The following is a 19,661-nucleotide window of genomic DNA, read 5'->3' as shown; positions in this document are numbered from 1 at the left end:
CAAGGAGGTGCAAGACGGTTTCGTCAAATTCCTTATACCATACTACATCCAAAAGAACGAACCGAACTCAACATTTGACTATCGGAACTATATAAATGACTTGAGGCAAGGTAACGTTGACCAGTTTGTGCTGCGCATGAGAGCCCTGTTTGCCGATACCCCTTACGAGCTTATCAAAGATTTAGAAAATCACTACCAAAACCAGGTGTGGCTGCTGCACAAACTATTAGGCATGTATGTCCAGGCTGAATATCGCACTAGTTATGGTCGCATCGACATGGTGCTGCAAACTCCAAAATTCTGCTACGTCATCGAATTCAAATTTGACGGCTCGGCACAGGACGCTATCGACCAAATCAAAAGCAAGGACTATACCTTGCCGTTCGCCCTCTCTGGACAACACGTCTTCCGCATCGGCTTGAACATCTCACGCGAAACACGCAATGTGGAGGACTGCATAATCGAAAAATAACCATAACATAAAACTTACAATGAATATGAAAATCTTCAGAACTTTATTCCTTGCTGTGGCCTTGCTGGCTGGCGCGTGTGTTGCAACTGCACAGTCATGCGGCGGTGCGTCTTCGTGCTGCGGCCATGAGTGCTCGGGCAAGCAGCAAGTGGCTGTGGGTGCCGAGCGTACCGACCTGTATCTGCCCCAACTCAAAGGCAAGCGTGTGGCTCTGCTCAGCAACCAGACCGGCATGGTGGGCGACAAGCATGTGCTCGACGTGCTCCTGGAGAACAAAATCAACGTGGTGACTATCTTCTCGCCCGAACACGGTTTCCGCGGCAAGGCCGATGCTGGCGAACATGTGTCGAGCAGCGTGGACGAGAAAACCGGTGTGCCCATCGCTTCGCTCTATGACGGCGGACTGCCCATGCCCAGCAAGGAGAGCATGGACCTCTTCGACGTGTGCGTCATCGACTTGCAGGACGTGGGACTGCGCTACTATACCTACTATGTGACAATGATCAACATGATGGACGCTGCCATTATCTATGACAAGGAAGTCATGATTCTCGATCGTCCCAACCCCAACATCATGTATGTGGATGGACCCATCCTCGACATGAAGCTCAAGAGCGGCGTGGGCCGCCTGCCCATCCCCACCGTGTATGGCATGACAATGGGCGAACTTGCCAAGATGGCAATGGGCGAGGGATGGCTCAAAGACGGCAAGTCGCTGCCTCTCACCGTGGTGCCTTGCGACAACTACACCCGCAGCACTCGCTACCGCCTCCCCATCGCTCCGTCACCCAATCTGCCCAACATGCTCTCAATCTACCTCTATCCGTCGATTTGCTACTTCGAGGGCACGCCCGTGAGCCTGGGTCGCGGCACCGACTGGCCTTTCCAGGTCTATGGACACCCCGCGATGACCGACCACAAGTTTGAGTTCACCCCCACCAGCCGCTTCGGTGCCAAGAATCCTCCGCAACTGGGCAACAAGTGCTATGGCACCGACCTGCACCTCATGAGCGAGGAAGATGCAATCAAGGGTGGGGTAGATCTCACCTACGTCATCGACGCCTACAAGTCGAGCCACCTGGGCAAGGAGTTCTTCAACAAGTTCTTCGATAAACTCATGGGCCGCGAGGACATCAAGCAGATGATCATGGACGGCAAGACCGCCGACCAGATCAAAGCCACCTGGGCCGCCGACGTCGAGAAGTTCAAAGCCCAGCGCAAGCCTTATCTCATCTATAAGGACTAACGAAACGCTTCGCTACGAATAACAAAAATAACGTTACTAACGATAATAACGATAATAACGATAATAACGTCAATAACGATAATAACGTCAATAACGAAAAGAAATAACAGCAATAACTTATGAATACTCCCATTATTGTACTAGCCACAATCATCGGCTACTTCATCTTGCTATTCCTCATCTCTTGGCTTGCCTCGCGAGGCAGCGACAAGAGCGATGCCCTCACTGGCGGACGTCAGGCACCCTGGTTTATCGTCGCCATTGCCATGATAGGCGCTCCCATCTCGGGCGTGACATTTGCATCGGTTCCCGGCATGGTTGTTGCCAAGAGTTACAGTTACATGCAGATGGTATTTGGCTTCGCAGTGGGTTACTTCGTGATATCCTACGTGCTTGTGCCACTGTTCTTCAAGAGCAACCTGGTATCTATCTACGGTTACCTCAAAGATCGCTTTGGTGGACACACTCACAAGACCGGTGCATGGTTCTTCTTCATCAGCAAGATTCTGGGTGCTGCGGTGCGTTTCTATGTGGTGTGCGTCGTTTTGCAGCACCTCGTGTTTGGTCCGTTGCACATTCCCTTCATTGTCAATGTCATCGCTACCATCGCGCTCATTTTCCTCTACACCTTGCAGGGCGGCGTGAAGACTGTCATATGGACCGACACGCTCAAGAGCACCTGCCTCGTGCTCAGCGTTGTGCTCAGCATCTTTTTTGTGGCAAGGGCACTCGACCTTGACTTCGCCGGCATGTGCTCGGCTATTGCCGACAGCGACACTTCTCGCATCTTCTTCTTTGACAATCCCACCGAGGGCACTTACTTCTGGAAACAGTTCCTGGCTGGCGTATTCATGGTGATCGCCACCACTGGCCTCGACCAGGATCTCATGCAGCGCACCCTTGCCAGCAAGAACATCAAGGAGTCCAAGAAGGGCCTCATCGTGAGTGGTATTACCCAGATTTTCGTAGTGGCGCTTTTCCTCGTGCTGGGTACAATCCTTACCCTCTATGTCCAGAGCAAGGGGCTCATGCACAACGGAGTTCCCATCATTGATGCCAGCGGCAAACTTGCCGAGGGATTCAAGACCGACTCTATCTTTGCGCTCGTGGCATTTGACGGAGGTTTGAACGTGATTGTGGGCATCCTCTTCACTGTGGGCCTCGTTGCTGCCGCCTACTCGGCTGCTGGCTCGGCTCTCACCGCCCTCACCACTTCGTTCACTGTCGATATCCTCAATAGAGACGCGAAGGACGAGAAACTCGCCAAGACTCGCAAGATGGTGCATGTGACGATGGCTGCCATCATGGGTCTCGTGATTTATGTCTTCTACATGCTCAGTAGCGACGATGCCATCAGCGCGGTTTATGCTCTGGCAAGTTTCACCTATGGCCCCATTCTGGGTCTCTTTGTCTATGGCATGTTTGTCAAGGGTAATGTGCGCGACAAGTTTGTTCCCATTGTGTGCGTTGCCGCTCCCATTCTCAGTTGGGCCATCCAGTGGGCAATGAAGACCTATTGCGACTACACCATCGGCTTCGAACTCCTGCTTCTCAACGCTGCGCTCACCATGCTCGGACTCGTGGTTCTGCGCAAAAGCAAATAAGTGAAAAAATGGCACGCAATATCATCAACAAATACTTGTGGATAGTTGACACCCTCAGGCGTTACCACAGCCTCACGCTGTCGCAACTCAACGACCTGTGGGTGCGCCACGAGGTGGACGAGGGACGCCCGCTGCCGCGGCGCACGTTCATGACCTACCGCAACGGCATCGAGGACATGTTCAACATCAACATCAACTGCAACAAGAGCAATTATGAGTACTACATCGAGAACTACGGCGACGACTCGCGCGATGCACACCTCGAGTGGATGCTCGACTCTATGGCGTTGAGCGGAACGTTGCAGAACTCGCAAGACGTGGCTTCGCGCATCATGCTCGAGGACGTGCCCAGCGCGCGGCATCACCTGCCGGTGGTCATCGACGCCGTCAGGCACAACCTGTGCATCAAGTTCTCTTACAGGTCCTACGTGCGTGCCGGAGAGACCAAGGGGAACGTGGTGATGCCTTACTTTGTGAAGATTTTCAAGCAACTGTGGTATGTGATTGGCTTCAACACCCGCGATAACAAAATCAAGACCTATGCCCTCGACCGCATGAGCGACCTCACCATCCTGGCCGACAAGCCATTTGAAATGCCCGAAGGCTTCAATCCCAAGGATTTTTTCAAAGATTGCTTCGGCATCACGACCAACAGCAACGAACCCAAGGAGATAAAGCTGCGCGTGGAACCCGTCCAGGCCAAGTATCTGCGTGCATTGCCGCTCCACGAGTCGCAGCAGGAGATGGTGCAGGTGGGGGGATACTCCGTGTTTACTTATCGCATGCGCATCACCTACGACCTCCGGCAGCAGCTGCTCTCAATGGGGGCTAACATCGAGGTGCTCGCGCCGGCCGAGCTCAAAACTCAAATCAAAGAAGAACTGCGCAAGGCCCTCGACCTGTACAACTAAAACGTGGATTCAAATAAAAAGAGTGAAACGTTGCTTTTATAGGGGAATAATGGGCATTGGTCTATTATTCCTTATTTTGGGTCCAAAAAACGAAATTTATAACTAATTTTGCATCAAGAAAATATGAAAAAGATTTGCATTGCATCAATCATTTCGCTTGCCCTCGCGGCTGGCAGTTGCGGGCCTGGCATGGGATTCCACGGCTCGGGTACGACAACGGGTGCGACTGGCACGACAACAAGTAACACAACCGGCACCAATGGCACCCCGTCTAAGGGGTTGGGCGACCTGCTCGGCGGTGTTCTGGGCACTCTGGGCAGCCAGCAGACGGTCAACAGCCTTCTCGACCTCGTGATAGGCAAGACACAAGTAACCCAAGCCCAACTCGTGGGCACTTGGACCTACTCGGCACCCGGCTGTGCGTTCACCAGCGAGAAACTCCTTGCACAGGCGGGCGGCGCAGTGGCTGCAGGCCAAATCAAGGAAAAGCTGGCACCGGTTTATAAGAGCGCCGGCATCAAGGAGAGCAACACTTATCTCACCTTCGCCCAGAACGGACAGTTCCAGGGCAAGGTAGATGGACTTCCGCTCAACGGCACCTATGTGCTCGACTCGGCAGCAGGCGCCATCAAGATAAGCACCCCTTTAGCGCAGGTCACCGCCTACGTGACCCGCACCACAACGGGCATGGCGTTCACCTTCGAGTCGAAGAAACTGCTGGCTTTGCTGCAGATGATGTCATCACTCTCGGGCAACACGGCCATCAAGACAGTGGGCGACCTGGGCTCGCAATTCGACGGCGTGAGAGTGGGCTTTGATACTACAAAGACAAAATAAACACTAAAATATACACACAATTCTATAAAAACATATTTGTCACTAAGAATGGGGCATTGTTCTCTGATAGAAGAGGGCGGTGTCTTTTTTTTAGTAGTGCCTGGTAAAAAACAGGCCAGCAGACTTTCCTCCACACATGACGACAAAGTCGTCACATTGCATCGTAACCGATGGCCGCAGGCCGTCGGAACAAAGATACCTATAGCAACCGACCTCAAAGGGGTCGCACTTGCATGCGAAACTAATCCCTTACCTAAAGGAGCAATGTTGCTGCTAGCAATGCCTTGGGTAACAGATAGTAATAACAATGCGCCTTGCAAGGGCAAAAGAGTTGTTACCCTAACAAAGCGCATTATGACACACACTCATGCGGTGTGGTTAGTCGAAATCTTTACACGGTGAGGATTTCTTTCTCCTTGGCTGCGAAGAGTTCGTCGATTTTCTTCATGAACTTGTCATGGAGCTTCTGAACCTCGCCTTCGCCGTCCTTCGAAACGTCCTCGCTCATGCCGTCCTTGATGGCTTTCTTCAAGCCGTCGATGCACTCGCGGCGTGCGTTGCGCACACTCACGCGGGCTCTCTCGCTCTCGGCCTTGCTGTCCTTCACGAGCTGCTTGCGGCGATCCTCGGTGAGGGGCGGGATGTTGAGGCGAATCACCTCGCCATTGTTCTCGGGCATGATGCCTATGTTGGAGTCGATGATTGCTTTCTCAATCACGCGGAACATGTTCTTCTCCCAGGGGGTGATAGCGATGGTGCGCTGGTCGGGAGTGCTGATGTTTGCCACGTTGCTGATGGGAGCCTTGCTGCCATAGTAATCCACGCGTATGCTGTCAAGGATTTTCACATTAGCCTTACCTGCACGGATGTGGGCCAGGGAGTCGTCAAGATACATAACTGCCTCTTGCATCTTCTCCTCGGCTGCGTCAAGATAGAATTTTACGTCGTTCATAATAGTATTTTTAGTTAATGTTATGTTTCAAATCACGAAAATACTACATTTCCGCATTATTTACAAATAAAACGGGATTTTTTTTAACGATACGCTCACTGCGTTCACTACGATACGGCCGTAAACGGCCTACGATACGCTCACTGCGTTCGCTACGATAACTTTGTCATCGTCATCGTCATCGTCATCGTCATCGTCATCGTCATCGTCATCGTAGCGAGCGAAGCGAGCGCATCGTCAATTCGCTACGTCAAAACTTGAGGTAACTGATGGTCATTGTGCCTGCAAGGGGCGACGGAGATATGTACTTGGTGAATGTGATGGATGTTTTGTCGTCGGGTGACTTGTAGCCAATTAATTGCTCACCTTGCCCGCTGCCGGTACCTATCTGCGTGTAGCGCTCGTTGAGGAACTTGAGTATCTCGGCCTCTGAGACTTTGCCTGATGAGATGTTCACAAGCACGCGTGCTAAGCCATTAGTCCCGAAGTAGTAGGTCGTAGACGTCTCGTTGCCCAGGGGACCAAACTCAATAGAGTTGTCGGTCTCGCTTGCAAACGGAGCTTTGACGCTGTATTTCACCATTGCCTTTGAGCCTCCCCATGCCAGATAGGGGTCGGTGATATAGGTGTAGCGGGGTGTCACGTTCACGCGGAAGAAGTGCTTGTTGTTGCGTATCTTCACCTCGCCCACTTTGTTGGCGGTGACCACAGTGCCGTTGACCGACGCGATCTTGTCGTTGTCGCTATACCAGCCGGTCTCGCCGTTGCTGATGTTGAAGATGTCGCCCACCTTGAGCTCCTGGTCGGGGAATGCGGGCTCGTTGTTCTCGCCGCCGCATGCGCTGAGCACGAGTGCCAGCATCGCAGCCATGATAAATGTCAATTTTTTCATTGTTAGTTGTTTATTTGATTATTACAAACTTTAAATCTCTCTCATCTCTCATCTCTAATCTCTAATCTCTAATCTCTAATCTCTCATCTCTCATCTCTCATCTCTCATCTCTCATCTCTAATCTCTCATCTCTCATCTCTACTTGAACGTGAGCACTGAGCATCGGTCCATAGTTATCATCTCGGCCGCTTGTCGCAGTTCGTCGGCTGTGACAGCCATGATGCGCTCCACCGTCTGGTCAATGGTGCTCACTGTGCCATGCCTCAACAGGTTCTTGCCGGCGTTCATCGCCAGATATTCGGTGCTGTCGGCAGCCACGGTGAGTTGGCCGCAGTATTGCTTCTTCCATGCGTCGAGCTGGTGAGGGGTGAGGGCGTGCTCGGCAAGGCCTGCGGTGATGCGGTCTATCACCTTGAGACTCGTCTTCACGTCGTCGTAGTCGCACCCCAGGTATATTTCTAGCAGTCCGCAGTCGGTAAACTGCGTCACGCTCGACTCCACGGTATAGACATATCCTCGTCGCTCACGCAGGTTCACGTTGAGCATTGAGTTCATGCCTGGTCCGCCCAGCATGTTGTTGAGCAGAGCCATGGCATATCGCAACGGATGCCCCATGCCTGGCAGTTGTGCGCCCACGATGGTGTGTGCCTGGTGACTGCCCGTCTTCTCCTCGCGCCGCTGCGGGGCAAGGGGTAGGGGGGCGGTGCGATCGAGTGCCCACGATGCCTTGTGGTGTAGTTCGCCCAGATGACGCTCCACAAGGCGGAACACTCGCTCGGGTTTCATCGGCCCCACCGAGAAAAATACCATGTTGCCCGGCACGTAGAGGTTCTTGAGGTAGTGCAGGCAGTCCTCGCGGGTGATGGTGCGCAGGTGCTCCTCGCACCCCAGGATGTTGTGCCCCAGCGCGCTGCCGGCAAACATCAGGTCCTCGAAGTCGTCGTAGGCAGCCTCGGCGGGCTGGTCGCGGTAGCCTGCCACCTCTTCCAGCACTACGTCGAGCTCACGCTCGAGCTCGGCCTCGGGAAACACGCTGTTCTTCACCAGGTCGCCCAGCAGTTCCACGGCGCGCGCCATGTGCTGCTCGGGAAAGAGCGAGTAGAGCATCGTGCCCTCCTTGGTGGTGTAGGCGTTGAGCTCGCCGCCCACGCTCTCCATGCGGTTGAGGATGTGCCATGAGCGGCGGTGGGTGGTGCCCTTGAAGATGGTGTGCTCCACAAAGTGGGCCAACCCGTGCTTGCCCGGCAGGTCGTCGCGGCTGCCGGCGTTCACGGCAAGCCCGCACCATGCCACGGGCGACATGCGGTTGATGTGCACCATTTTGAGCCCGCTGGACAGCGTGGCGGTGTGGATAGTATAGTCAGTGGTTATCATATTCGAGAGTCTAGATGAATGATGTGTTGCACGAGCATGAGGTCGCGTATGTCGGCGCGTGCTATTTCCATGTCGTCATAGTCGGGGTTGGCGCTGCGCAGAGTCACCATGGCTGGGTTGTTGTGGCGGCGCACATACTTGAGCATGCGGTAGTCGTCGAGTATCACCACATATATCTGACCCCAGAAGATATATTGCGTGTTGGTGAGTTCCCTGATGGCTATGTAGTCGCCGTTCTGTATCACGGGGCTCATCGAGTCGCCGCTCACCTTCACGATGCGGCATCCCTGCTGGGTGAGGTCGGGCAGGTTGACCCAGCCCACAATCTGGTCGTCGGCAAACATGCGCGCACGTGGCGTCGAGCCTGCGGTCACGTCGATGTCATAGACCGGTGTGCCCTGTTGCGGCATTGCGGGCGACGGCGCGTTCACCTGTATCACCCCGGCAGGCTTGGCAAACGGCAAGTCGGTGCCGTCTTCGAGCCACTGCTTCGACACGCCCAGGTTCACAACCAGCTTGTTCACGAGCGAGTCGCTCACCGGCAGCCTGCCGTTGAGGTATTTTGATAGGTTGGAAGTGTCAATGTCGATTTTCCGGGCAAAGTCCACTTGCCGGTAGTTGAGTTCCTGCATCAGGTACTTGATGCGGTTGATGATGTCGTTGTCAGCCATAACTATATATAAATATGTGGTGGGTGTGTCATGAGACGCCAGCACGCCGTCGCTCATCTCCCCCTCATGTGTGTTTGATGTTGCAAAATTACCATTTTTTATGGTAATAAACAAATTTCAAGTTGAGAAAATAAAAAAACACGATGTCGCCTATATAGCCTATCCCCGTAACTATTCAGCAATGGAACTCCCCGCGCGGATCTCACTGAACTCACTGATTTTTTCATTGAAAATATATATAGTGGATTTTTTAGACCTCAGAGAGGTCGTAACTTTGGTTAACCGCTGGTCGCAGACCTGCGGACTGCCGGTGGGGGGGTGTGAAGTGTAATAAAATCGCGGTTGAAGACCGCTACTTCGAAACGTGCAAGGTTGCGGTCTTCAACCGGGGTACAGTGTATCGCGTTTACCCTGCCCTGCCTTCGCTTGCGCTCAGTTAGGACAGGGTTATGTGCAGAACTGTGTTCTGCGTGTCGGCTTTCAGCCTCTCATTACAAAATCATGTGTGATCCCCGCGCGGATAAAAATCTATTGCAGTATAGTTACAACAGATTGCTCTGATTTAACTGAATAAGGAATTATTCTAATTATTTTAATTTCTTTCAGTTATTATTAAATCTGTGTTATCAGTGAGATCCGCGCGGGGAGTTCCATTGCTGAATAGTAACAAGCGAAGCATAAAAATCATAATAAAAATATTTTCTTTTTTTCCGGACAACAATAATTGGTATTAGTACAACAATCTGCAATCTGCTTTATTATTTCCTCCCCGAGTTCCCCGAGAGGAAAAAAACTTTGTGTCCTGTGCCATGGTTGCGAAGTCGGGGTCCTTCGCCTCATCGTCATCGTCATCGTCATCGTCATCGTCATCGTTATCGTTATCGTTTTTTCGTCCTTCGTTTTTCGTTTTTCGTCAAATTGTTGTATCTTTGTAGTTTGAACTGAAACACAATGACAACTATGGAAGTTAAGATAGTGAACAAAGGGCCTCATGCTTTGCCACAGTATGGCACTCCGCAAAGTGCAGGCATGGATCTGCGTGCATGGCTCGACACTGCGCTCACGCTGCAACCGCTCGAGCGCGCGCTCATTCACACCGGCATCTACATGCAGCTGCCACCGGGATATGAGTGCCAAGTGCGCCCCCGCAGCGGACTGGCACTGAAACGAGGGCTCACCGTGCTCAACAGCCCCGGCACAATCGATGCCGACTACCGCGGAGAGGTGTGCGTGATTCTTGCCAACCTGGGCAATGAACCACAGACTATCGAGAACGGCGAACGTATCTGCCAGATTGTTGTTGCCAAGCACGAGACCGTGGAATGGATTCCCGTGAGCACTCTCGACGAGACCGAACGAGGCGATGGGGGATTTGGACACACTGGCACTAAATAACACAGGACCGAAAATGAGAAAAATAATATACCGACTGCTTCCATTGCTTGCTGTCATCATCACCGCAGCGCCAGCAATGATGTCGCGCGACAACACCGCTCCACAAGTGAGCAATAGCGACAAACTCAAGGCACACTACTATTTCCTTGAGGCACAGAACGAAAAGTCAAAGGGCAACACCGACGCCTACTTCGACCTGCTGCGTCGAGCACACGAGCTCGACACAACCAACACTACCTACTCATGGCACCTGGGATACAACATGCTCACTATGGACAATGCCGTACGCAGCAATGTGCAGGTAGCTCTTGACCTGATGAAGCAACACTATGAGGCTTGCCCCGGCGACTACTACGAGACCCTTTTCTACAGCGACGCCAACATGATGCTAGGCAATCCCGGAGAAGCCTTAAAGGCCATCAAGACAATATGCGACCTCAACCCCTACAAACCCGAGCTGCAGGTGCGTATGGCCGATGCCTATGCACGCGTGGGCGACTTTGCCGCTTCCAACGAGACCTACGACTCTATTGCCAAACTCAACGGCAAGAGCCTGCAGATCACCACAAAGAAAGTGGGCAACTACCTCACAATGAACGACACTGCCAATGCACTGCGCGAGATGCACGAACTGCTTGCCACCGCACCCCGAAACGTGGACTACAACATCACCATGGGCAGCGTGATGCAGCAACTGGGCATGCGCGACAGCGCCCTCACCTATCTCGACATTGCACAGCAGGCCGAACCCGACAACGGCTACACCTATCTAGCCAAGGCTAACTTCTTCATGCTCAACGGCGATTCAACGCAATATGAGCAGCAGATACATCAAGCGCTCATCAACGAGAACCTGGGCATCGAAGACAAGATGCAACTGCTGGTGACATCGGTAAAGCAGATGATACAGAACGAAGACTCAACAGGCCGCGCCGACACGCTGTTCAACGTGCTCATCAAGCAGCACCCACACGAGGCAGTGGTGCACGAGATGTATTGCGAGTACCTCATTTACAAGAAGGACTACCAGACCGCCGCCGAGCAACTGCAATATGCCCTCGACATCAACCCCACCGACGCCAACGGATGGCGGCAACTCATGATCGTGCAAATGATGGCCGACGACATTCCCAACGCTCTCAAAAGCGCCGAGAAAGCACTTGAATATAACCCCGACAGCCTGGAACTGTACCGCTACATCGCACCAGCCTACATGCAGATGAAGCAACTCGACAAGGCCATAGAGACCTACAACCTGGCACTGCAGCTAGCCGACAGCACCGATGTTGAAACCATCAGCGACCTCAAGGGCGGACTGGGCGACGTGTACCAGGAAATGGGCGACACCGAGAATGCATTTGCCCTCTACGAAGAAGCCCTGCAACTCAACCCGCTTAACGTGGGAGTCATGAACAACTACGCCTACTTCCTGTCGCTCAAGGGACAAGACCTCGACAAGGCCGAACGCATGGCTGGACTAGCAGTGAAAAGCTACCCCAACAGCGCCACCTATCTCGACACCTACGCTTGGGTGTATTTCAAGAAAAAAGACTACCAACTGGCGCTAATGTATATCAGGAGCGCCATCGACAACGACGACACGCACAGTGCCGACGTCTATGACCACTACGGAGACATCCTGTTCATGAACGGCGAACCCGACCAGGCGCTGGAACAATGGAAAATAGCACTTGAAAAAGACCCCGACAACGAATTGATTCAAAAGAAAGTCAAACACAAAACAATATTCTTCGAATGAAAAAGTACATCCTCATCATAGCCATCGCCCTGCAAGCGGCAGCGCTCGCAGCATGCGGCTCGGCTAAAAAAGCCGTGAACCCCGACTCTACAACCATCACCACAACACCGGCAGCCCCAGGCAGCGACAGCAAGCGCGCCCAGATGATCGCCTCAACCTTCGGGGCATGGCAGTCGATGCAATGCAACGGCACACTGTCGCTGGGTGGCAAGAAATCTATCTCAAGCAGCGTCAACGTGCGCATGCAGCGCGACAAGTTCATCAGCATCTCACTGCGCCCCATCCTTGGCATCGAAGTGGGACGCATGGTGTTCACTGGCGACTCGGTGTATATCATCGACAAAGTGCACCGCCAGTATATTGCCGAGAATGTTGATGTCTTCATCAACGGCCTGCCAGCCAACGTGAGCACGCTACAAGACATATTCCTCGGGCGGGCTTTTACCCTCGAAGGGGGAACCTTTAACCAATCGGGGGTTAACAACGCAGTAGCATCGGTCAACAACAACGTGGTGACTCTTACTCCCGTCAAGACTGTCAAGGGGTTTGCCTATGACTTCAAGTTTGACGACAAAAACATCATCAAAGCCCTCACAGTAACTCCCGAAGGGGCTAAAGAAACAACCTATCAAGTTGACTACAGTGATGTGCGCAAGACCGTAGCAGGAAACGTGGCTCACACTCTCAGCATCGAAGGCACAATGAAAGGCAATGCTCTCAAGCTGAAACTCTCTTACAACAACATCAGCTGGAACCAGAATGTGACTGCCGACACCACAATCCCATCAGGCTACAAACGCATGACAGCCGATAAACTTGACAGCCTGCTGGGTGGCGGTGATGATGAGAAATAATAGTAAGCTCTATACAATCACGAGCATGCCATCATCTTGTCGTTTCTACAATTTACATCGCATTTAGTTGCCACATATATAAAAAAAGATTAACTTTGCATATAGAAAGTACATAACAACATCACAATGAAAAAAATATTCTTTTCAATAGCAATGGCAATGGCGACATTAATCGCTGTGGGTCAAGACAAAACACCAGTCGTATATTTCACCCGCGACATCTCTCCCGAGGGACTCGTGCGCATCTACCATGCGCTGGGCGTTGAGGCAACTGGCCGTGTGGCTGTGAAAATAAGCACCGGCGAGGGCGGCAACAACCATTACCTCAAGCCCACGCTCATACGCGACCTCATCGACGAGGTGGGTGGCACAATCGTGGAATGTAACACCGCCTATGGCGGCACTCGCCAGGACATCAACAAGCACTGGGAGACAATCCACGAGCATGGATTTGACAGCATCGCTGCAGTAGATATCATGGACCAGTATGGACAGATGCGCATTCCCACACAGGACAAGAAGCACCTCAAATATGACATCGTGGGCGACCACCTTGCCAACTATGACTTCATGATCAACCTAGCCCACTTCAAGGGACACGCCATGGGCGGTTTCGGCGGAGTGCTCAAGAACGCATCTATCGGCGTGGCATCGAGCGAGGGCAAAGCCTATATCCACACCGCAGGCAAGACCAGCGACCTGAGCAAAGCATGGTCACGCGAATACCTCGCCGCAGGTCCCACCCAGGACCTCTTCCTCGAGTCAATGGCAGCGGCAGCACAGGCTGTGCACAACTACATGCACGGCAAGGTGCTCTACATCAACGTGATGAACAACATGAGCGTGGACTGTGACTGCGACGGCACACCCGAGGCTCCCGAAATCAAGGACATGGGCATCATGGCTAGCCTCGACCCCGTGGCCGTTGATCAGGCCTGCCTCGACATGGTGTTCCAGCACAAAGGCACCAAGGGCGACGACAACAAGCCCCTTGTCAACCGCATCAACCGCCAGCACGGCACGTATATCACCGACTACGCGCAGCAGATAGGGCTCGGTTCTAAGGAATATTACCTTGTCAACCTCGACCTGCGCATGCCAACTCCCGCCACCAAGTAAACGCGTGGCACACTATTTGCTATATTTAAGGGTAAATGAGACGATTTGATTACATACTCCTGTTAATGTCTTTTGCGCTCACGGTGCAAGCCGTGCAGGCGCAAAACGATTCCGTCTCGGTCAAACTCGTCACTTTAAGCCCTGGCGATGAAGTATTCTCGGTGTTCGGACACAGCGAGGTGCGCGTCACCTGGGAAGGTAACGACCTGTATTTCAACTACGGAGTCTTTGACTTTGACGAGCCCAATTTCTTGCTCAAGTTTGTGCTGGGCAACGCCGACTATATGTGCGTGGCCATGCCCAAGCAATTTGCCCACATCGGCCTCGACGGCCGACGCATGGTGGAGCAAGACCTCAATCTCACCCAGGAGCAAGCCATCAAGGTGCGCAACCACTTGCTCAACAACATCCATCCGCTCAACAGTAAATACCGTTATAAATACCTAGGCGACAACTGTGCAACCCGCACACGCGACATCCTGGAGAACTTCACCGACTCGCTGCAATACCCTGCCATGACCGACACTGTCACATATCGTGACATGTTGGCAGACTGCACCCGCAATTTCCCATGGGAGAACTTCGGCATCGACCTTCTATTGGGGGCCGACGTGGACACGGTGATTACCATTCGCCAGCAGATGTTCATGCCCATGGCCATGATGAAAGTCATGGCAGATGCCACCGTGATGCGCGACGGCAAGCGCGTTCCGCTAGTCACAGCCACCCACACCGAGATTGAAGCCAACGACGTGGTCGATTCAATCAACTGGGTAACGCACCCTCTCACCATCGCCCTTATCTTCCTGGCGCTGGTGACTGCCGTTACCATTGCCGACCTCAAGCGTCACACCGTGAGCCGGTGGCTCGACTTCGGCGTCTGCACAGTCTATTCAATGGCTGGTTCCATATTGTTCTTCCTCATGTTTGTCTGCGACCGAGAAGCAACATTCCCCAACTACAACGCATTGTGGGTCAACATGTTCTACTTTATCCCGCTGGCACTCATGTGGAGCCGCCGCACCCGCAAGGCACTCCGTTACTACTACATGGCTAACGGCCTGGTTGTAGCACTCACCATCATCGCTTGGCCTGTGATTCCACAGGTGGCCAACGTAGCGGCTTTCCCGCTCATGATCGTTCCCGTGCTCAGGGCCATAGCACACATGCGGGCAAAATAATCACTTACATTGCAAAAAACCACTGCAACACAACGTTTTTCTCAATAAAAATGCGTATCTTTGTGGATATTTGCAAATTGAACAAAAAAACAAAAAACAATACATATTATGGGACTATTTGACCTTATCAAAAACGTCTTTGGCGACAAATCGACACGCGACATGCGCAAGATCAAACCTATCATCGAGCAGATCAAGGCTGCATACCCCGAGATAGAGCAACTCTCTAACGACGGACTGCGCCAGCGCACCGCCGACATTCGCCAGCAACTGCAAGACGCCGTAAAGGACAAACGCGACGAGGTTGCAAGCATCAAGGCTAAAATCGAAACTCTTGAATACGAAGAACGCGAACCCCTGTGGGAGCGCATCGACAAGATTGAGAAAGAAGTGCTCGAAATCCTCGAGGACGAACTCAACAAGGTGCTGCCCCAGGTGTTCTCTATCGTGAAAGAAACAGCCAAGCGCTTCTCACAGAACGAAGTTATTGAAGTCACTGCCACCGACATGGATCGCGACTTGTGCGCACAGGGCAAAGACTTCGTCACCATCGAGGGCGACAAGGCTTACTACAAGAACCACTGGATTGCCGGCGGCAACGACACCGTGTGGAACATGGTTCACTACGACGTGCAGCTCATAGGCGGCACTGTGCTCCACCAAGGCAAGATTTCAGAGATGGCTACCGGTGAAGGTAAGACCCTCGTGGCTACCCTTCCCGTGTTCCTCAACGCACTCACCGGCAACGGCGTGCACGTGGTCACCGTCAACGACTACCTCGCAAAGCGTGACTCGGAGTGGATGGGACCGCTATACATGTTCCATGGCCTCACCGTGGCTTGCATCGACAAGACTCAACCCAACTCGCCCGAACGACGCGCCGCTTACCAGTGCGACATCACATTCGGCACTAACAACGAGTTCGGTTTCGACTACCTGCGCGACAACATGGCCATGCGCCCCGAGGACATGGTGCAGCGCGCACACAACTACGCTATCGTCGATGAGGTCGATTCAGTGCTTATCGACGACGCCCGCACACCGCTCATCATCTCTGGCCCCATCCCCCGCGGCGAGGACCAGATGTTCGATACTTTCAAACCCAATGTTGAGCGCCTCTACAACGCTCAACGCAAACTCGTCACCTCGCTTCTGGCCGATGCCAAGCGCATGATGGCAAGCGACGACGAGAACACCGTGAAGGAAGGCACACTGCTGCTCTTCCGCGCTCACAAGGGTCTGCCCAAGTACAAGCCTCTCATCAAGTTCCTCAGCGAGGAAGGCGTGAAGGCATTGATGCTCAAGACCGAGGCTCACTACATGCAGGACAACAACCGCGAGATGCACATCGTCACCGATCCGCTGTACTTCGTCATCGAGGAGCAGAACAACACCATCGAGATTACCGATAACGGTATCGACGTGCTCACACAGGGTACCGACGACCCAACATTCTTCGTGCTCCCCGACATCGCTTCACAGCTCTCGGCAGTGACCAACGAGCAGATAAGCGACGAAGAGAAAGTGGCAAAGAAGGACGCCCTGCTCCAGAACTACTCTATCAAGAGCGAACGCGTGCACACCGTCACACAGCTGCTCAAGGCCTACGCCCTGTTTAACAACAACGAGGAGTACATCGTGACCCCCGAGGGCGAAGTGAAGATCGTCGATGAGCAGACCGGCCGCATCATGGAAGGCCGCCGCTACAGCGATGGTCTGCACCAAGCTATCGAAGCCAAGGAAGGCGTGAACGTGCAGGCTGCAACACAGACCTTTGCAACCATCACACTGCAGAACTACTTCCGCATGTACCACAAACTCGCAGGTATGACCGGGACTGCCGAGACCGAGGCTGGTGAGTTCTGGGACATCTACAAACTCGATGTAGTGACCATCCCCACCAACCGCCCCGTGCTGCGCAACGACATGCCCGACCGCGTGTACAAAACCGAGAAAGAAAAGTTCAACGCAGTGATCATCGAGATTGAGAAGATGCGCGACATGGGACGCCCCGTGCTCGTGGGTACAACTTCAGTCGAAATCTCTGAGAAACTGAGCCGCATGCTCAACCTGCGCCACATCCCCCACCAGGTGCTCAACGCTAAGCTGCACCAGAAGGAGGCCGACATCGTGGCACAAGCTGGACGCTCAATCGACGGCAAGGGTGTCGTTACCATCGCTACCAACATGGCAGGTCGTGGTACCGACATCAAGCTCACCCCCGAGGTTAAGGAAGCCGGTGGCCTTGCCATCATAGGCACCGAGCGCCACGAGAGCCGCCGCGTCGACCGCCAGCTGCGTGGTCGTGCAGGACGTCAGGGCGACCCCGGTTCTTCAGTGTTCTACGTGTCGTTTGAGGACAAGGTAATGCGTCTCTTCGCTAGCGAGAACATCGTTAAGGTGCTTGACAAACTCGGTCTCAAGGATGGTGAAGCCATCGAGTCTAAGATGGTAACCAACAGCATCGAGAAAGCACAGAAGCGCGTCGAGGAGAACCACTTCGGTGTGCGTAAGCACCTCCTTGAATATGACGACGTGATGAACGAGCAGCGCAAGGTTATCTACACTCGCCGCCACCACGCAGTCATGGGAGAGCGCATCGGCATCGATGTGATCAACACCCTGCACGACGGTGTAGAAGACCTCGTGATGCAGTTTGCAGGCGACCAGTATGATGACTTCAGCAATGCCGTGATGATGAGATTCGCTGTCGAGCCTCCATTCGGCAAGGACGAATACCGCCACATGGACAACAACAAGAAGATTGACCAACTCTTCGACAAGGTTCTCAAGTCATTCAATAGCAAGATGACTAAACTGAGCGAGGTGGCTAACCCCGTGATTCAGAACATCGTTGCACAGCAGATTGAGAGCGGCGTAGAGCCTCAGGGCATCATCCGCGTTCCTATCACCGATGGACGTCGCACCTATGGCATCGCCATCAGCATCAAGGAAGCATACGAGACCAACTGCAAGTCGCTTGAAAAAGCATGGCAAAAGGCTGTAATGCTCCTCACTATCGACGAGAACTGGAAAGAACATCTGCGCGAGATGGACCAGTTGAAGCAATCAGTACAAAACGCTAGCTACGAGCAGAAGGATCCCCTCGTGATCTACAAGACCGAGGCATTCAATATGTTCAAGGGCATGGTGGGCGACATGAACGGCAAGACATCAGGCATCCTCATGCGTGGTCAGATTCCCGTTCAGGTCGAGGAAAACCAACCCACAGTGCAACAGCGCGAAATGCCGGAGCAACCCAAGCAGCAGTACTCTGAAAACCGCGGACAGGACCAAGAGGACGCTATCGCTGCCAATGCCGAGGCACAACGCCGTGCTGCGCAAGGCGCATCACAAAACCGCCCGCAGCGCACCCAGCCCATCATTGCAGCTCCCCGCGTGGGACGCAACGATCCCTGTCCCTGCGGCAGCGGCAAGAAATACAAGCAATGCCACGGACGAGGACTCTAATCCTCTACACAAGAGCATAACACCTAAATAGCGATGCAATCCTCGTCTTGGGGATTGCATCGCTTTTGTTATCTTTGTCAACTATATAGCAATAACTTTTTTGCGGACTCCCCGCGCAGATCTCACTGAACTCACTGATTTTTTTCATTGAAAATTATTGTTGTCCGGTAAAAAAAGAAAATATTTTTATTATGATTTTTATGCTTATTTTCAGTGTATTTCAAGCGCAGCGCCACCACCTAAATACGACCTAAGAGAAAAGGCGCTTCGCTTGAAATCAACTAAAAATTAACAAAAAATTATTCTTTGTCAACATCTTCATGTTACACAAAAATGCTAGCAACAATATTCCTGGTGATGTTGTTTTTTTGTCCTTTTCCCCCCTCATTTTAGGCATAAAACCCTAATCCAATACTTCGTGAGAGATAAAAATTTTCTTCTAATTTCGAATAATTTCTTTCAGTCAAAAAAAACTTCCCCGAGTTCCCCGAGTTCCCCGAGTTCCCCGAGTTCCCCGAGTTCCCCGAGAGGCAAGTTTCAATCTAGCTCTCTGTGACCTCTGCGCCTCTGTGGGAGATAGAAAATTTCTTTTAATTTTGAATAATTTCTTTCAGTATAAGAAAATGAAGAAAGAGACACGTCGGCAGGACATGTCTCTCTCGGGATTTCGTAATATGCTATTACCGCATCACTTCACAATGATTTTCTTGCCGTTGTGGATGTATATGCCCTGCGTGGGGTTGCTCACAGGCTGGCCCTGCAGGTTATAGTAGCGGTTGTCTGCTTTCTCGCTCTCAGCCTTCAAGTCTTTTATAGCAGCAAAAGGAGGTTCTGGGCGATAATCTTCTGATTTGAAAATCACGTTGCCATCCTTGTCAAGCACATGACTTAATGCAGAATAGTTATATATACTACATGTAGGC

At 52.6% G+C, this 19,661-nt stretch carries 15 protein-coding genes and 1 pseudogene; 11 read left to right on the top strand and 5 right to left on the bottom strand.

What is annotated here, in order from left to right; translation table 11 throughout:
• The 5 genes from ACKI3C_RS04340 to ACKI3C_RS04320 all read left to right on the top strand — a co-directional run.
• Nucleotides 1–472 (top strand): PD-(D/E)XK nuclease domain-containing protein (locus ACKI3C_RS04340; RefSeq protein WP_407402417.1); only part of this gene is annotated, 472 nt, incomplete at its 5' end.
• A gap of 25 nt (nt 473–497) precedes the next feature.
• Complete coding sequence (locus ACKI3C_RS04335) at nt 498–1,718, top strand: exo-beta-N-acetylmuramidase NamZ domain-containing protein (protein WP_407402415.1); 1,221 nt, start codon at nt 498–500, stop codon at nt 1,716–1,718.
• A gap of 119 nt (nt 1,719–1,837) precedes the next feature.
• A complete protein-coding gene (locus ACKI3C_RS04330; RefSeq protein ID WP_407402413.1) occupies nt 1,838–3,322 on the top strand; it encodes a sodium:solute symporter in 1,485 nt (494 codons plus the stop codon).
• An 8-nt stretch (nt 3,323–3,330) separates the two neighbouring features.
• Nucleotides 3,331–4,233, top strand: a complete 903-nt coding sequence (locus tag ACKI3C_RS04325) for a helix-turn-helix transcriptional regulator (RefSeq protein ID WP_407402411.1) — start codon at nt 3,331–3,333, stop codon at nt 4,231–4,233.
• 123 nt (nt 4,234–4,356) lie between these two features.
• Nucleotides 4,357–5,070, top strand: coding sequence for a lipocalin-like domain-containing protein (locus tag ACKI3C_RS04320; protein ID WP_407402409.1), 714 nt, complete (start codon nt 4,357–4,359; stop codon nt 5,068–5,070).
• Nucleotides 5,071–5,461: 391 nt separating this feature from the next.
• Here ACKI3C_RS04320 and frr read toward each other — a convergent pair whose 3' ends face one another.
• From frr to ACKI3C_RS04300, 4 genes are all read right to left on the bottom strand, one after another.
• A complete protein-coding gene (frr, locus tag ACKI3C_RS04315) occupies nt 5,462–6,022 on the bottom strand; it encodes a ribosome recycling factor (protein WP_407402407.1) in 561 nt (186 codons plus the stop codon).
• Between the two features lie 250 nt (nt 6,023–6,272).
• A complete protein-coding gene (locus tag ACKI3C_RS04310; protein WP_407402405.1) occupies nt 6,273–6,914 on the bottom strand; it encodes a hypothetical protein in 642 nt (213 codons plus the stop codon).
• A gap of 138 nt (nt 6,915–7,052) precedes the next feature.
• A complete protein-coding gene (locus tag ACKI3C_RS04305) occupies nt 7,053–8,288 on the bottom strand; it encodes a M16 family metallopeptidase (RefSeq protein ID WP_407402403.1) in 1,236 nt (411 codons plus the stop codon).
• Entirely contained in the window at nt 8,285–8,959 is a 675-nt protein-coding gene (locus ACKI3C_RS04300) for a S24 family peptidase (RefSeq protein ID WP_407402401.1), read from the bottom strand. Before ACKI3C_RS04300 ends, ACKI3C_RS04305 begins: the two co-directional genes overlap by 4 nt.
• Before the next feature lie 960 nt (nt 8,960–9,919).
• Between ACKI3C_RS04300 and dut the strand changes: the two genes are divergently transcribed.
• The 6 genes from dut to secA all read left to right on the top strand — a co-directional run bounded on the left by dut (nt 9,920) and on the right by secA (nt 18,738).
• Nucleotides 9,920–10,354 (top strand): dUTP diphosphatase, encoded by a 435-nt coding sequence (gene dut, locus ACKI3C_RS04295; RefSeq protein WP_407402399.1) that lies wholly within the window; start codon nt 9,920–9,922, stop codon nt 10,352–10,354.
• Between the two features lie 13 nt (nt 10,355–10,367).
• Entirely contained in the window at nt 10,368–12,113 is a 1,746-nt protein-coding gene (locus ACKI3C_RS04290) for a tetratricopeptide repeat protein (protein WP_407402397.1), read from the top strand.
• Nucleotides 12,110–12,967, top strand: a complete 858-nt coding sequence (locus ACKI3C_RS04285) for a DUF4292 domain-containing protein (RefSeq protein ID WP_407402395.1) — start codon at nt 12,110–12,112, stop codon at nt 12,965–12,967. The genes ACKI3C_RS04290 and ACKI3C_RS04285 overlap by 4 nt, the downstream gene beginning before the upstream one ends.
• 126 nt (nt 12,968–13,093) lie before the next feature.
• Nucleotides 13,094–14,086 carry a DUF362 domain-containing protein gene (locus tag ACKI3C_RS04280; RefSeq protein ID WP_407402393.1) on the top strand — a complete coding sequence of 331 codons (993 nt, stop codon included), beginning with the start codon at nt 13,094–13,096 and terminating at the stop codon, nt 14,084–14,086.
• A gap of 35 nt (nt 14,087–14,121) precedes the next feature.
• Nucleotides 14,122–15,267, top strand: coding sequence for a DUF4105 domain-containing protein (locus tag ACKI3C_RS04275; protein WP_407402391.1), 1,146 nt, complete (start codon nt 14,122–14,124; stop codon nt 15,265–15,267).
• 108 nt (nt 15,268–15,375) lie between these two features.
• The gene (gene secA, locus ACKI3C_RS04270) at nt 15,376–18,738 is read left to right on the top strand and encodes a preprotein translocase subunit SecA (protein WP_407402389.1); all 3,363 of its coding nucleotides are present in this window, start codon (nt 15,376–15,378) and stop codon (nt 18,736–18,738) included.
• A gap of 688 nt (nt 18,739–19,426) precedes the next feature.
• On the opposite strand, the pseudogene ACKI3C_RS04265 reads toward secA, so the two are convergent.
• A pseudogene (locus tag ACKI3C_RS04265) lies at nt 19,427–19,661 on the bottom strand (hypothetical protein); the annotation flags it as partial.

This window comes from Sodaliphilus sp. (genome assembly GCF_045598405.1).
Classification (GTDB): domain Bacteria; phylum Bacteroidota; class Bacteroidia; order Bacteroidales; family Muribaculaceae; genus Sodaliphilus; species Sodaliphilus limicaballi.
This window is presented reverse-complemented; position numbering and strand designations above follow the sequence as displayed.

Bases quoted from the DNA above. Each gene is read 5' to 3' on its own strand.
- ACKI3C_RS04335 (WP_407402415.1), top strand. From the start codon at position 498: ATGAAAATCTTCAGAACTTTATTCCTTGCTGTGGCCTTGCTGGCTGGC.
- ACKI3C_RS04330 (WP_407402413.1), top strand. From the start codon at position 1,838: ATGAATACTCCCATTATTGTACTAGCCACAATCATCGGCTACTTCATC.
- ACKI3C_RS04325 (WP_407402411.1), top strand. From the start codon at position 3,331: ATGGCACGCAATATCATCAACAAATACTTGTGGATAGTTGACACCCTC.
- ACKI3C_RS04320 (WP_407402409.1), top strand. From the start codon at position 4,357: ATGAAAAAGATTTGCATTGCATCAATCATTTCGCTTGCCCTCGCGGCT.
- frr (WP_407402407.1), bottom strand. From the start codon at position 6,022: ATGAACGACGTAAAATTCTATCTTGACGCAGCCGAGGAGAAGATGCAA.
- ACKI3C_RS04310 (WP_407402405.1), bottom strand. From the start codon at position 6,914: ATGAAAAAATTGACATTTATCATGGCTGCGATGCTGGCACTCGTGCTC.
- ACKI3C_RS04305 (WP_407402403.1), bottom strand. From the start codon at position 8,288: ATGATAACCACTGACTATACTATCCACACCGCCACGCTGTCCAGCGGG.
- ACKI3C_RS04300 (WP_407402401.1), bottom strand. From the start codon at position 8,959: ATGGCTGACAACGACATCATCAACCGCATCAAGTACCTGATGCAGGAA.
- dut (WP_407402399.1), top strand. From the start codon at position 9,920: ATGGAAGTTAAGATAGTGAACAAAGGGCCTCATGCTTTGCCACAGTAT.
- ACKI3C_RS04290 (WP_407402397.1), top strand. From the start codon at position 10,368: ATGAGAAAAATAATATACCGACTGCTTCCATTGCTTGCTGTCATCATC.
- ACKI3C_RS04285 (WP_407402395.1), top strand. From the start codon at position 12,110: ATGAAAAAGTACATCCTCATCATAGCCATCGCCCTGCAAGCGGCAGCG.
- ACKI3C_RS04280 (WP_407402393.1), top strand. From the start codon at position 13,094: ATGAAAAAAATATTCTTTTCAATAGCAATGGCAATGGCGACATTAATC.
- ACKI3C_RS04275 (WP_407402391.1), top strand. From the start codon at position 14,122: ATGAGACGATTTGATTACATACTCCTGTTAATGTCTTTTGCGCTCACG.
- secA (WP_407402389.1), top strand. From the start codon at position 15,376: ATGGGACTATTTGACCTTATCAAAAACGTCTTTGGCGACAAATCGACA.